Annotated in this window: 12 protein-coding genes; 7 read left to right on the forward strand and 5 right to left on the reverse strand. The window is 56.7% G+C overall.

The features are described 5' to 3' along the window. The first annotated feature begins 139 nt into the window (after positions 1-139). The 7 genes from GCU45_RS24895 to GCU45_RS24925 all read left to right on the forward strand — a co-directional run bounded on the left by GCU45_RS24895 (position 140) and on the right by GCU45_RS24925 (position 8,664). The gene (locus GCU45_RS24895; protein WP_167527216.1) at positions 140-1,621 is read left to right on the forward strand and encodes a CapA family protein; all 1,482 of its coding nucleotides are present in this window, start codon (positions 140-142) and stop codon (positions 1,619-1,621) included. 29 nt (positions 1,622-1,650) lie between these two features. Next, positions 1,651-2,379 carry a glycerophosphodiester phosphodiesterase gene (locus tag GCU45_RS24900; protein WP_152401301.1) on the forward strand — a complete coding sequence of 243 codons (729 nt, stop codon included), beginning with the start codon at positions 1,651-1,653 and terminating at the stop codon, positions 2,377-2,379. An 82-nt stretch (positions 2,380-2,461) separates the two neighbouring features. After that, positions 2,462-3,085, forward strand: a complete 624-nt coding sequence (locus GCU45_RS24905) for a fumarylacetoacetate hydrolase family protein (protein WP_145135719.1) — start codon at positions 2,462-2,464, stop codon at positions 3,083-3,085. Between the two features lie 6 nt (positions 3,086-3,091). After that, positions 3,092-3,901: a DUF92 domain-containing protein gene (locus GCU45_RS24910; RefSeq protein WP_152401302.1), complete on the forward strand. Its 810-nt coding sequence runs from the start codon at positions 3,092-3,094 to the stop codon at positions 3,899-3,901. Positions 3,902-4,103: 202 nt separating this feature from the next. Further along, complete coding sequence (locus tag GCU45_RS24915; RefSeq protein ID WP_152401304.1) at positions 4,104-6,047, forward strand: ABC-F family ATP-binding cassette domain-containing protein; 1,944 nt, start codon at positions 4,104-4,106, stop codon at positions 6,045-6,047. Between the two features lie 158 nt (positions 6,048-6,205). Beyond that, the gene (locus tag GCU45_RS24920; protein WP_425281226.1) at positions 6,206-6,634 is read left to right on the forward strand and encodes a BlaI/MecI/CopY family transcriptional regulator; all 429 of its coding nucleotides are present in this window, start codon (positions 6,206-6,208) and stop codon (positions 6,632-6,634) included. Positions 6,635-6,636: 2 nt separating this feature from the next. After that, entirely contained in the window at positions 6,637-8,664 is a 2,028-nt protein-coding gene (locus tag GCU45_RS24925) for a M56 family metallopeptidase (protein WP_152401306.1), read from the forward strand. Between the two features lie 181 nt (positions 8,665-8,845). On the opposite strand, the gene GCU45_RS24930 is transcribed toward GCU45_RS24925, so the two are convergent. The 5 genes from GCU45_RS24930 to GCU45_RS24950 all read right to left on the reverse strand — a co-directional run bounded on the left by GCU45_RS24930 (position 8,846) and on the right by GCU45_RS24950 (position 12,760). Continuing rightward, positions 8,846-9,883 (reverse strand): M42 family metallopeptidase, encoded by a 1,038-nt coding sequence (locus GCU45_RS24930; RefSeq protein ID WP_152401308.1) that lies wholly within the window; start codon positions 9,881-9,883, stop codon positions 8,846-8,848. A 37-nt stretch (positions 9,884-9,920) separates the two neighbouring features. Further along, positions 9,921-10,250 carry a LapA family protein gene (locus GCU45_RS24935; RefSeq protein WP_105441579.1) on the reverse strand — a complete coding sequence of 110 codons (330 nt, stop codon included), beginning with the start codon at positions 10,248-10,250 and terminating at the stop codon, positions 9,921-9,923. 84 nt (positions 10,251-10,334) lie between these two features. Further along, entirely contained in the window at positions 10,335-12,125 is a 1,791-nt protein-coding gene (gene pepF / locus GCU45_RS24940; protein ID WP_076170248.1) for an oligoendopeptidase F, read from the reverse strand. 200 nt (positions 12,126-12,325) lie between these two features. Further along, positions 12,326-12,520, reverse strand: coding sequence for a hypothetical protein (locus GCU45_RS24945; protein WP_076170247.1), 195 nt, complete (start codon positions 12,518-12,520; stop codon positions 12,326-12,328). Positions 12,521-12,526: 6 nt separating this feature from the next. After that, positions 12,527-12,760, reverse strand: coding sequence for a hypothetical protein (locus GCU45_RS24950; RefSeq protein ID WP_076170246.1), 234 nt, complete (start codon positions 12,758-12,760; stop codon positions 12,527-12,529). Positions 12,761-12,762 lie beyond the last annotated feature (2 nt).

Raw genomic sequence — 12,762 nt, forward strand, 5'->3', positions numbered from 1 at the left:
ACTGCATCTCTATATACGAAGACGAACCCCCGTGTCACGGACCGGGGGTTCTATTTGTTCCCGGGAACCTGATATAATGGAGTGGGCTTTCAGGGGAGGGCCGCAGTATTTTAGAAAAAATCGTAATGAGGGGTGAATCATGTACCCGCCAAGATCACAGAAACACCAGGCTGGAAAAAAAGCCAGGCGAAAAAGGCAGGGGCGGAAGTGGGGATACGTGAATCTCTGCCTGCTTGCCGTCATTGCACTACTTATTGGATATTATTTGTTGACGCAAAAGGCGCATACGGGCGGCTCTGCGCAGGAGTCCCACAAGCCTGCACAGCAGACCGCAGAGCAGCCGCCTGCTGACCCGAAAGGAACGGTGCCGGGAAGCGGAGAAGTAGCGGGAGATTCCGGCCAGGAGACATCCTCGGAACAAGCGGCTGAGGAAGCTGTGGACCCGCCTCCACCGGATCAAGCGGGAACTCCGCCGGATCAGAAGACTGTGGGCAAGACTGTGGGCGTGCAGCAGGACCAGCCTGCTGGAAGCGGGAAGGAGCAGGCCGCGCAAGAAGGAAAGCAGGAGACGGGAAAGGATCCCGATTCCGGCAAAGCCGAGCCGAAGCAGGATCAAATCCCGGAGAAAATAGCATCCGGGGGGACGTCGGATACGCCATCCGGCCAAACGATTCGCATTCATTTTGTGGGCGACATGATTTTTTCGGGCAAAGTGGAAACGCTGCTTGAAAGCAAGGGCTATTCATACCCCTTTACATATTTGGGGGATCTGTTCAAGAAGGACGACCTGACGCTGGGAAATCTGGAGACACCGGTCACCACCCGCGGCGTCGGGGCCAAAAACAAAACGTTTGTATTTAAATCATCCCCTAAGGCGCTCGATGCGCTGCGAGCCGCAGGCATGGACGCCGTCACGCTCGCCAACAACCACATCCTCGACCAGGGGGAAGAAGGGCTGCTGGATACGATCACTCACCTGGGTGCCAGCGGCATTAAGTATGTCGGTGCAGGGAAGAACGCAGCCCGTGCCTACGCGCCGGAATACTTCTCTATCAAAGGCATGAAGGTGGCGCTGGTCGGTGCCAGCCGCGTGTACCCGGAATCAAGCTGGGCCGCGGGTACCAATAAACCCGGTGTGGCCAGTGCTTACGGGCAGGCTCCCGAGGTGCTGAAATCCATTGCCGAAGCCCGCAACAACGCCGATCTGGTCATCGTCATGGCGCACTGGGGTGTCGAGCGGCAGAGCACGCCGGATGCCAACCAGAAGGCGCTGGCCCACGCCTTTATTGATGCGGGAGCCGATCTGATCATCGGAGCGCATCCGCATGTGCTGCAGGGGCTGGAGCAGTACAAGGGCAAATGGATTGCTTACAGTACGGGCAACTTCATTTTCACCAAATCGACCGTTCCGGCGACCTGGAAAACCGCGGTATTTGAGGCGTCATGCGGTCCGAAGAGCGGATGCGGCATGAAGCTGATCCCGTACAAGACGGAGCTGGGACAGCCGGTTCCGATGAACGCCGAAGAAGGGAAGAAGCTGCTACAGGAAGTGCAGCAGCTGTCCATTGGGGGCGTTCGAGTATCCGGCGACGGAACCGTAACGTCCGGCTCGGCACGTTGACCATAACTTAGGAGAGTGAGGGAGAGGGAATGAACAACCTGTGTGTGGCCCATCGGGGATTTTCCGGCAAGGCGCCGGAAAACACGATGGCGGCTTTTCGGATGGCGATGGCGGAGCCTTACGTCCAGTGGATGGAAATCGACACGCAGCTGACCGCCGACGGCATTCCCGTCGTCATTCACGATTTCAGCCTGGACCGGACGACCAGCGGGAGCGGCAAGGTCAAGGCCCATACGTGGCAGCAGCTGCAGCGGCTGGACGCCGGGAGCTGGAAAGGGCGCGCTTTTCAAGGAGAGCGCATTCCCTCGCTGGACGAAGTGCTGCGCCTAAGCTGCGGCAGGGTCCGTTTGAACATCGAGCTGAAAACATCCGGCAATATGTACCCGGGACTGGAGCAGGCGGTGCTCGAACGTGTATCGCGCTATCACATGGAGCAGGACGTAGTGATCACTTCGTTTGATACCGGTGCGCTGCAGCGGGTCAAGGAGATCAACCCGGCGTTCAAGACGGGGCTGATTCTCGACGGCAGACCGAAGGATCTGCCATCGCGCCTCAAAGCGCTGCAGTGCTCGTTCCTGTCGATCGGTCACCCTAATCTCGATACGGGCCTCGCGTCGCTGCTGATCTCCGAAGGCATTACGGTCATGGCCTGGACGATCGATGACGCCAGAGGCATGAAAAGGATCGCGGCAATGTCGCCCGAAATATTGATCTGTACCAACCGGCCGGACGTTTGGCGGAATACCTTTCCCGGCTGAACCCTGCCGGAAACGGCAATGTTCGAACTCGGCAACCATTGTCGCCTTGCTCGATGCAACACCCAATCCATCTTAGCAAAGGATGATCGAGATGATTCGCAACGTATACTGTGTTGGCCGAAATTACAAACTGCATGCCGCCGAGCTCGGCAACGAGGTTCCGACCGAGCCGATGATCTTTATGAAGCCGTCTCATGCAGTCGTTCCGCTTGAGGATGCTGTTCTCTCCCTCCCGAAGGATCAGGGGGAGGTTCATTACGAAGGCGAAATCGTCATTCGCATCGCGCGTGATTATGAGCCTGGAGCCGTGGTGGATGATCTGGTGGACCAAATGGCGCTTGGCATCGATTTTACGCTGAGGGACGTGCAGTCGGTGATCAAGAAGAAGGGCCACCCGTGGACAGCGGCCAAAGGGTTTAAAAATTCCGCTCCCATTACGGGCTTCATTCCTTTTCCGGGAACCGGCAGCGTGACGGAGAAGGATTTTACCGTCTTGAAAAATAATGAGGAAGTGCAGCGCGGCAATGCGCGGGATATGATTTTCTCCCTCCAGGAAATCGTGGATTATATCGGCGCGCGTTACGGACTGGGCGAAGGCGACGTGATTTTTACCGGTACGCCGGCTGGCGTCGGCCCGGCATCCGAAGGCGATACGTTCGCTCTAGGCTGGGGCGAAGAGCAGCTTGGAAGCTGCCGCATCGGCTAAACCGCCATGATGTGGATCATCGGGGCGCTGTGCGCGCTCGTTGTTGCCGGGGCTGCGTACTGGAAGCGGTCGCTCACCATATCCGGAGCGATCTGCGCCTTTGTTATGGGAACGATTTATTTCGGAGCGGGGAATCTGCTGTGGTTCGGCACCCTGCTCGTCTTTTTTGTCAGCTCCTCGGCGCTGTCGAAGGTGAAGGCAAGCCGGAAGGCTGAGCTGGAAAAATCCTACGCCAAAACGGGCAACCGGGACGCTGGACAAGTGCTGGCCAACGGGGGCGCCGGCATGCTGCTGTGCGTGCTGAATGCCTTCTGGCCGCACGAGGGCTGGGTGTTCGCCTTCATCGGCGTCATGGCGGCCGTAACAGCCGATACCTGGGCTACGGAGCTCGGCAGCCTCAGCCGCAAGCCGCCCCGTTCGGTCCTGAACGGGCGCGTGCTCCCTCCCGGCACGTCGGGAGGGGTGTCGCTGCTCGGCAGCACCGCCGCCGCGGGAGGAGGAGCGCTGATCGGCCTCTTCGCCTGGCTGTTTGAACGGCTGTCCGGGCCGGTCACCCATTCGCTGGCATTGGACTTGGTGCTTGGCATAGTCGGCGGACTGACCGGAGCTTTCGCCGATTCCATCCTCGGCGCATCCGTGCAGATTATGTACCAGTGCCCGGTGTGCGGCAAAGAGGTCGAGGTCATGACGCACTGCGGAAGCCCGACCCGCCGTATGGGTGGATGGCGGTTCATGAACAACGACGCTGTCAATATCGTTTCTTCCTTCATCGGAGGGGGAGCGGCCCTCGCGGCCGCACTGTTGCTTTTCCCATGATTTTCGGGAGTTTAAGGGCTTAAAGCGCTTAAGGCAGCCCCGCTCCCCGTTTATCCCGCGTCTGGGGAAAACGCAGTTCGCCCTGGACAACCCGCTCTCAACATCTGACAGAAGCACAGCATACATGCCGCCCAGCCTTTGGGCGGTTTTTGTGTTAATATAAAGGAAGCAGAAAATCGCTGGATGAGTAGGGGAAATAGCTATGAACATAATGACAGTTGAACATATCTCCAAAAGCTACGGAGAGAAGGTATTGTTTGAGGACGCGTCCTTCGGGATGGCGGATCAGGATAAAATCGGGATTATCGGCGTCAACGGCACCGGCAAATCCACCTTTTTGCGGGTCATCGCCGGACTTGAGCCTCCGGACGAAGGCCAGATTTCCATCGGCAACAGCGTTCGGGTCCGCTATCTGGCGCAAAATCCCGATTTTGACCCGGGCATGACGGTGCTTCAGCAGGTGTTCCAGGGCCAGGACCCGCAGATGAGGATCGTCCGTGACTATACGGAGACGATGGAACGGGTCGAGCTGAATCCTTCGGACGAATCGCTGCAGCAGAAGCTTCTTAAGCTAAATCAGGAAATGGACGCCCTCCAGGCGTGGCAGCTAGAGAGCGAAGCCAAGACCATCCTGTCCAAGCTGGGCATTTCAAGCTTTGATGCCCTGATGGGGACGCTGTCCGGCGGTCAGCGGAAGCGTGTCGCGCTGGCGTCCGCCTTGATCCAGCCGTGCGAGCTGCTCATTCTGGACGAGCCGACCAACCATATTGACAACGACTCGGTCGCTTGGCTGGAGCAGTACCTCCAGAAGCGCCGCGGCGCGCTGCTGATGATTACGCACGACCGGTACTTCCTGGACCGTGTGGCGAATGTCATGCTGGAGCTGGACCAGGGCAGGCTGTACCGCTATGAGGCCAATTACTCGGCCTTTCTGGAGCTGAAGGCCCAGCGGGAAGAGCGGGAGGCGGCTTCCGAACAGAAACGCCAGAACCTGCTGCGGACGGAGCTGGCCTGGATCCGGCGCGGGGCTAAAGCGAGATCGACGAAGCAGAAGGCGCGCATCGAACGCTTTGAGGCGCTGAAGGATCAGAAGGGGCCGCAGCGAGCCGGGAATGTGGACATGGCTGCGCTATCGACCCGGCTCGGCCGGAAAATTCTCGAGATCGAGCATTTGGCCAAAAAGGCCGGTGACCGGACGCTGATCCGCGATCTGAGCTATATTGCCGTTCCGGGCGACCGCGTCGGCATCGTCGGCCCGAACGGAAGCGGCAAATCGACGCTGCTGAACCTGATTGCCGGGCAGCTGGAGCCCGATGAGGGCGAAATCGTGGTCGGACCGACGGTCAAGCTGGGATACTTTACCCAGGAGCATCAGGAGATGGACGGCAATATGCGGGTGATCGAGTACATCAAGGAAGGAGCGGAAGTGATCCGGACCGATGACGGCAGCCAGATCACCGCTTCCCAAATGCTCGAACGCTTTTTGTTCCCGCCGGCTATGCAGTGGACGCCGATCTCCAAGCTGTCCGGCGGAGAGAAGCGCCGCCTGTATTTGCTGCGGGTGCTGATGTCGGCCCCGAACGTCCTTCTGCTCGACGAGCCGACGAACGATCTCGACATTCAAACGCTGTCCGTGCTGGAAGATTATTTGGACGATTTTTCGGGCGTAGTCTTCGTGGTGTCCCATGACCGCTTCTTTCTTGACCGCACCGTAGAGAAGATTATGGCTTTCGAAGGCGAAGGGGCAATTCGCGTCCATGTGGGGGCTTACACGGAATATGCGGAATGGATGAGCAAGAATGCGCCGTCTGCCGCAGGCGGCTCCCCTGCGGACGGTCTGAAGAAGGCAGGCGCCTCCCAGGAGGCGGCCCAATCTTCAGCTCAGGCGAAAGAAGCGCCGCGGGAGAAGCTGAAATTCAGCTATAAAGAGCAGCGCGAATACGAGCAGATCGACGGCCTGATCGAAGCTTGCGAGCAGAAGCTGGAGGGTATACAGAAGGATATGGAAGCCGCGTTCAGCGATTCGGCGAGACTGCAGGAGCTGCTGCAGGCACAGCAGGAAGCCGAGCAGGAGCTGGAGCATTTGATGGACCGCTGGACGTATCTGAACGAGCTGGCGGAGAAAATTGAACAGAGCAAGGCTTAGATTGAAGCGGCTCAAGGAGCTGAAGGTTAGCACATTAGGGCGTTCCCATAAAAGTTTTATGGGAACGCCCTTTTTCTGCGTATTTTCAGCAAGCGGCATTTTCAGGGCAAAGAACGGATTGACATCCTGGATTACATGTGTAATATTGGATACATGCGATGATTACAAATGTGATCACAAGAGAGGAGAATATACCGGTGAAACCACTTCCCGTCATTTCCGAGGCCGAATGGGAGGTCATGAAAGTGCTGTGGGCCAGCTCTCCGCTGACGGCTGGTGAGGTCATTGACGTTCTGGCCGGCCGCATGGACTGGAGCCCGAAGACGGTCAGAACGCTGCTGAACCGTCTCGTCGCGAAGGAAGCCGCTTCATTCGATCCGGACAGCCGCCCATACCGATACTTTCCGCTTGTCTCGGAGGAAGAATGCCAGCGGGCGGAGACGAAAAGCTTTTTGCAGCGCATTTACAGCGGATCCTTCAAGCCGTTGCTCGTGAATTTTCTCAAAGAGGAGAAGCTGTCGCAGGAGGAGATCGCCGAGCTGCGCAAACTGCTGGATGAGACGAGCAGACCGGAAGGGAGGGGATAAGCATGACGGGAAACCTGAACCCCCTGCTGAACGATTTGTTTGACTGGATGATCCATGCGACGCTGCTGGCCGGTATGATGGTGGTCCTCATTTTGCTGATGAAGCGGGTGTTCGGCAGATGGCTGAAGCCCGAGTGGCATTACGCCTTGTGGCTGCTGTTAATTCTCCGATTGATCATCCCGGCCGGGCCTGAAAGTTCATTCAGCATGGGGAACCTTTTTTCCATGGCAGGGCAGGGAAACGCCTTGTTCGGGCAGCAAGCGCCGGAACCCCCTTCTTCCGGCCAAGAGCAGCCACCAATGAAGGTGAGGGAGGAGGCCGATTTATTCCCTGGCGAACTTGCGGGGGGCCATGAATCCGGAACTTCAGCTCTGGAGCAAAAGGATAGCGGGTTATCTGTCCGTTCGATCCTGATGACAGTCTGGCTGACAGGGGCGGCGCTCCTGCTGATCCGGCTTGCCATCGCGAATACCCGTTATACACGCCTGCTCGGCAGACATTCCCAAGCGGCAGACCCGGGAATGGTTCAAATGCTTGAAGAGGCTAAAGCCAGCATGGGCGTGAGGCGAAGCATCGGGCTGAAGATATCGCCCGCCGTTTCCTCGCCCACGCTGTTTGGGGTGCTGCGTCCGCGGATGATCATGCCGCCGGGCATTGCGGAGCTTGACGAGGCGCAGCAAAAGCATATTTTTTTGCACGAATTGGCGCATGCGAAAAGATGGGATATTTTGCTGAATTGGGTTGCGCAGATCCTCCTCGCCTTTCATTGGTATAATCCGCTGCTGTGGTACGGGTTCTACCGGATGCGGGAGGATCAGGAGCTGTCCGCCGATGCGCTGGCATTGAGACGGATGGATCCGAACCAAATCGCCCAGTATGGGCATACGATTCTGACGCTTTTGGAACAATACCGGACGGATGCCTATGTTCCGGGAACCGCAAGACTATCTGCTTCACGCAGGCAGCTGAGAAGGAGGATACTCATGATTAAAACGTTTAAACCGGCTTCTATCCGCTGGACGGTGATCGGTTTGGTGCTTGTGCTTGCCTTGGGCGGATGTGCCCTGACCGACGGAAAATCCACACAGGATCAGGCGTCTCCGCCGGCTGGAAGCACCAATACGGATTCGGGCACGACCCCCTCGGATGACGGGAACGGATCGAATGGGCAGACCCAAAACGGGGAGGGACAGAACGAGCCTGGCGGCCAGACGGATTCCGGATCTGACAATGCCGGCAAGGGCGCAGGCACAGGCTCCACTACCGGTGACAGCACCGGTTCTGCGGGTGGCGGCTCAGGCACATCCGGGACCGGCAGTGCAACAAGCGGACACCAGCAGCAGATCAAGGATATCGCCACTTTAGCCAAGAAAGGCAGAGTAAAGGGTGCTGACTTTGTATCCGGCAAAACAACAATTGAGGACGTGCATGCCGCCTGGGGTGAGCCGGACCGGCCATGGCAGCCGACCGACCGTTACGCCTATGATTCCTACTCGCCGGGAGCGGGACGGGGCAGCTACGCTTTTGGGATCGGGCAGGGCGAAGTGGTGTACGACATCCGTTATTTCGGATCGGGTACGGATGAGAGCACCGATCTAAGCAAAATCAGTTTCCAGGAAATCGAGAATACCTTAGGCAAACCAAGCTCGGTCAAGACAAGCGGATCGGATGATGTGCTTACCTATAAAGAGGGCGATTACGAGCTGAAATTCGTCGGGCCGCATGCCACCAAGCGCTTGGATCACATTTCGGTCTATTCGCCGAAAGCGGCCCGCTCCACCATGGGCGGCGATGCGACTGCGCAATCCGGCGCAAGCGAAAACGCCGCTTCGGTACGGGCCGGGGCGCAGGCCCCTCGTGAGACGGCACCAATCTCCAAGCAAGCAGGGGCCAATGCTCAAGTTGCTGCTGTCCCGGCTGAGAGAGCAGGAAACGCTTCGGCGCCCACCGAGCAGGCAGCACCCGGCAATAGTCCGGTCGCGGAATCCGGCCCCGTGCAGGCAGTCGTACCTTCCGGCGGAGGACGCTGATACAGGCGTCAGCCTGGCGTGCGGATCGAGATTTCGCATTAGTTAACGAAATCAATGTATAAACGCTGCTGATATCGTGATACAGCACCATACAGAAACAAACCGGCTGTCCGAGATGGACAGCCGGTTTGGCTTTGACGGGCGTGAGCCCGGCATATGGCTTATGAAATTGGTTGGGGCGTTACCCGCGGATATAAGCTGCAAGCAGCTTGACCGTATTCAGCACCGCCTGCTTATGAGTGCGCTCCATTGCGTGGGAAGCGTGAACGCCCGGCCCGATCAGCGCAGCGCGAATGTTATTCCCGCCGGACAGGGCGGCGGAAGCGTCCGAGCCGTAGTGTGGATACACGTCCACGGCGTAAGGGATGCCTTCGGCTTTGGCCAGCTCGATGAGCCGGCTTGTCATCTCATAGTCGTACGGACCGGAAGAATCCTTCGCACAGATCGAGACGTCGGTCTCCTTGCAGCTGAGGTCGTCGCCGATGCAGCCCATGTCCACGGCGATCATCTCATCGATGTCCGAAGGAATATAGGCGGTGCCATGTCCAACTTCTTCATAGTTGGAGATCAGCAGCTTGACATTGGTGGACGGTCTCCAGTTTTCCCGTTTCATCGACTCCAGCAGGCCGAACAGCGCCGCGACGCTGGCTTTGTCATCGATATGACGGGACTTAATATAACCGCTGTCCGTAATCGTCGCTCTCGCATCGAAGGAGACAAAGTCGCCGACCCCGATGCCCAGCTTCAGCACGTCTTCCTTGGATTCCACCAGCTCGTCGATGCGGACCTCCATATGGTCCTCCTGGCGTTTGAAATCGCGTGCGTCGCTGTAGACATGCACCGACGGATGGGTGCTGAGAATCGTGCCGGTATAGGTTTTGCCGCTGCGCGTATGGATGACGCAGTATTCGTTCTCGATACTGTGCATCATGAAGCCGCCGACGGACGTCAGCCGCAGCGTGCCTGAAGGCTTGACCGCTCTGACCATCGCCCCGAGGGTATCCACGTGGGCGCTCAGTGCGACCGTGCGGGAAGGATTCTCGCCCTGCACCTCCAGAATCGCTCCGCCTTTATGATTCCGGGTCAGCGGAATGCCCAGGCTAGCAGCTTCCTCCTCGATGAATTTCATAATCTGTCCCGTAAATCCTGTAGGGCTCGGTGTATCGAGCAGCTTTTTCAAAAAGGTTAAAACGTATTGTTCATTGGGTTGTATCGACATGTTCACGGTTCTCCTCCGTTAGAATTGCATTCCTCATTTACGACGGCTTCAAGCCGCCGGCGTCTTCGTCAGAGCCCGCCTTGTTCGCGGCAGGATCCGGGAAGGTATACCCCGTTTCGGCCTGGACCTGAGCCAGTTGGGCCGACAGATGTTTGACTGTTTTCTGAAGTTTGTACTGCCTGAAAATTCCGTAGGATCCGACGATGATCCCGCCGATTAGCGTACATCCGAGAATGAGCAGAATCAGCGGAATGTTCACCTCGGCAAACATAAAGTTGACCTTCACGGGATCGACGTTGATCACGGCAAAAATCGCGGTGAGCAGCGCAAACAGAAGCCCGAATATGAGTGACCACTGCATTTTCACTTTTGAAAACACCCTCTCCGGCAGACAGTAGAAAAATCCCCCGCCCCCGCGGGCAAGGGATTTTCATAAGCCTGGCCGTTCAACTTATTTTGTCAGCTGTTCCATTTGCTCGATGACGCTCTCGAAGACGCTCATCGCTTCGCGGACCGGCTGCGGTGAAGACATGTCGACCCCGGCCTTTTTCAGAATATTGATCGAGAAGTCGCTGCCTCCGCTCTTCAGGAAGCCGAGGTAACGGTCGACGGCCGGCTGGCCTTCTTCCAGAATCTGCTTCGAGAAGCTGGTCGCCGCCGAGAAGCCGGTGGCGTATTTGTACACATAGAAGCTGGTGTAGAAATGGGGGATGCGAGCCCATTCCATCTCGATATCCTTGTCGACGACCATGTCCTTGCCGTGGTATTTCACGTTCAGGTCGTAGTAGATCTCCGACAGCGCCTGAGGCGTCAATGCTTCACCCTGCTCCGCACGTTCGTGAACGAGTTTCTCGAACTCGGCGAACATCGTTTGACGGAATACCGTTGTCCGGAACTGGTCTGCATAATAAGTCAGAAGGTACATTTTTTCCTTCGGATCGGTCGATTTCTTGAGCAGGTAATCCATCAGCAGCGCTTCGTTAGTCGTGGAGGCCACTTCCGCTAAGAAGATCGTATACTGCGCGTCACGGTATTTCAGCGCGTTGTCCGAATAATAGGAATGCAGCGCATGACCCATCTCGTGCGCCAAGGTGAACATGCTATTCAGGTTTTCCTTGTGGTTCAGCAGCACATAAGGGTGCGTGCCGTAGGCGCCCCAGCTGTAAGCGCCAGTGCGCTTGTTCTCATTTTCATAAACGTCGATCCATCCGTTGTCAAAGCCTTCCTGCAGGGAAGCCAGATAGTCCTTGCCGAGCGGCTTCAAGCCTTCGGATACGGTCTTTTTCGCCTCTTCATACGTAATGTCCATTTTGTACTCGTCGACGAGAGGGGCAAACAGATCGTACATATGCAGCTCATCCACGCCCAGCAGCTTCTTGCGCAGGTTCATGTAGCGGTGAAGCAGAGGCAGGCTTTCATGGATGGTGTCGATCAGGTTGGTATACACGTCCTTCGGAATATTGTCGCCGTAGAGGGACATTTCCAGCACGGAAGGGTACTTGCGCACATTGGCGTAGAACATGTTCTTGTTGACGTTGGCGCTCAGCGTGGACGCGATCGTGTTCTTTTGCTTGGCGTACGTTTCGTAGACCGCTTTGAACGCCCGCTCGCGGACTTCGCGGTTCGGGTTCTCCAGGAACTGAATATAGCTGCCGTGAGTCAGCTCAACTTCCTTGCCGTTCTCGTCCTTGATCTTCGGAAATTTCAGATCGGCGTTGTTCAGCATGCCGTAGATCGTCTGCGGTGCCTGGGACAGGTTGCCGACCTGGGCCAGCAGCGCTTCTTCCGCTTTGGACAGGACATGCGCTTTCTCGCGCTTCATTTCGGTCAGCGTAAATTTGTATTCGGCAAGCTGTGGATCGGCAATAAATTCGTCCAGCTTGCTGTCCGGCAGCGACAAAATTTCCGGCGTGATGAAGGAGAGGGCTTCGCCCACCTGTACGCTCATTTTTTTGGCTTTGGCCGACAGGGCCTGGTATGTAGGGTTGGCTGTATCTTCGTCGTGATGCAGGTGAGCGTACACGTATAAACGTTCCGTCTTCAGCGAGATTTCATCCTCCAGGGCGAAGCAGTCCTTCACCGCTGCCGCATTATCCAGTTTGCCTTGGAAATCGGCGGCCTTTTTCACTTCCTGCTGAAGCTCGGCATACGTTTCGTCCCAAGCTTGCTGGCTGGCGAACAGGTCCTCAATCTTCCATTTGTGCTCGGCGGGTACTTCTGAACGTTTCGGTAATTGTTCCATCGGAATCCTCCTTGACTGTTGGGTTAATATGAATCGGGCTCCGTGTGAAGAAGCCGCAGGAGGAACAAATAGGACCGAGAGCATGCTGATGGCGACGGCAAGCTTCAGGGTCTTCGAGTATTTCACGAAAGGGGGCCTCCTCTGACGGTCTGTCTTGAAGAAATATACCCCTTAGTATGACCTTACCCGAAAAAGATTATTTATCCTCCATTAGGGCTGGAACCCATGGTAAGCAAATTGTATACAATAAGGAAAAAGGCAACCAGGATCATGATGAGGGCGAAGATGGCCATACCGCGCTTCAGCTTCGGCGGGATCGTATCCTTCCTCATGATCAAGACTGCGCCTAAACAGAAGGCCAAAATAACAAAGACCAGGACGCTGCCGTATTCCATCCTGAATTATACCTCTTTAAACGCATTCATGATTTGACGCCATTCATCCTCGTTGCCCTGGTAATCTTCCTTCGGAAAGCGGTTGTTCACCCACTGCATCATGGCCGGACGGCTCATAAAGGTGTGGGTCTCTTCGCCCCATTGATCGGAAATTTCCCGCAGGACGATGTAGCGGCCCTGGACCTCGACAGTCATCATGTTCCATTTGTCTTTTTTGTATATTTCATGTTTTTTGATCATGT

This window comes from Paenibacillus cellulositrophicus (assembly GCF_009363095.1).
In the GTDB taxonomy this organism is placed as follows: Bacteria; Bacillota; Bacilli; order Paenibacillales; family Paenibacillaceae; genus Paenibacillus_AQ; species Paenibacillus_AQ favisporus.

Bases quoted from the DNA above. Each gene is read 5' to 3' on its own strand.
- GCU45_RS24895 (WP_167527216.1), top strand. From the start codon at position 140: ATGTACCCGCCAAGATCACAGAAACACCAGGCTGGAAAAAAAGCCAGG.
- GCU45_RS24900 (WP_152401301.1), top strand. From the start codon at position 1,651: ATGAACAACCTGTGTGTGGCCCATCGGGGATTTTCCGGCAAGGCGCCG.
- GCU45_RS24905 (WP_145135719.1), top strand. From the start codon at position 2,462: ATGATCGAGATGATTCGCAACGTATACTGTGTTGGCCGAAATTACAAA.
- GCU45_RS24910 (WP_152401302.1), top strand. From the start codon at position 3,092: ATGATGTGGATCATCGGGGCGCTGTGCGCGCTCGTTGTTGCCGGGGCT.
- GCU45_RS24915 (WP_152401304.1), top strand. From the start codon at position 4,104: ATGAACATAATGACAGTTGAACATATCTCCAAAAGCTACGGAGAGAAG.
- GCU45_RS24920 (WP_425281226.1), top strand. From the start codon at position 6,206: ATGATTACAAATGTGATCACAAGAGAGGAGAATATACCGGTGAAACCA.
- GCU45_RS24925 (WP_152401306.1), top strand. From the start codon at position 6,637: ATGACGGGAAACCTGAACCCCCTGCTGAACGATTTGTTTGACTGGATG.
- GCU45_RS24930 (WP_152401308.1), bottom strand. From the start codon at position 9,883: ATGTCGATACAACCCAATGAACAATACGTTTTAACCTTTTTGAAAAAG.
- pepF (WP_076170248.1), bottom strand. From the start codon at position 12,125: ATGGAACAATTACCGAAACGTTCAGAAGTACCCGCCGAGCACAAATGG.
- GCU45_RS24945 (WP_076170247.1), bottom strand. From the start codon at position 12,520: ATGGAATACGGCAGCGTCCTGGTCTTTGTTATTTTGGCCTTCTGTTTA.
- GCU45_RS24950 (WP_076170246.1), bottom strand. From the start codon at position 12,760: ATGATCAAAAAACATGAAATATACAAAAAAGACAAATGGAACATGATG.